Origin of the sequence: Georgenia sp. 311 (assembly GCF_006151955.1) — a bacterium.
Lineage (GTDB): Bacteria > Actinomycetota > Actinomycetes > Actinomycetales > Actinomycetaceae > Oceanitalea > Oceanitalea wutianyii.
On record NZ_VDFS01000059.1, the window covers coordinates 48,278 to 48,683 of the forward strand.

A 406-nucleotide genomic window follows, 5' to 3' on the forward strand; every position below is an offset into this window, starting at 1 on the left:
GCCTCGGCGGCGTTGGGCAGGAACGCGTAGCAGTCCTCGAGCGCGGACAGCTTGCTGTGGTCCCACTTCTCGGTGGGGTCCCAGCCGAGGTCGGCGAAGACGCGCGCACCGGCGGCGGCGGCGCGGCGCCACCAGCGCTCCTCGGCACGCTCGTCGTCGAGGTCGATGATGACGGCGCGCGCGGGGGGCGGGTCGCCGATGAGCTCGTCGTAGCCGAGGGTCAGCGGGTGGCCGTGGGTGATCATCGACCGGTCTCCCCCGTAGGCGAGGGAGACGGTGACCGAGGTGTGCTGGGGCAGCCGGACCGAGCGGGACAGGTCGATCGCCTCGTCGGCGAGGATCTCCCAGCACCAGCGGGCGTAGACGTCGTCACCGAAGCCGGTGGCCAGGCCGGTCGCCAGGCCGA

The 406-nt window shown here is 73.2% G+C and carries 1 pseudogene; it reads right to left on the reverse strand.

Features of this window, described 5'->3' with window-relative positions:
- Positions 1–406, reverse strand: a pseudogene (locus tag FHE66_RS15620) (carbohydrate kinase family protein); the annotation flags it as partial.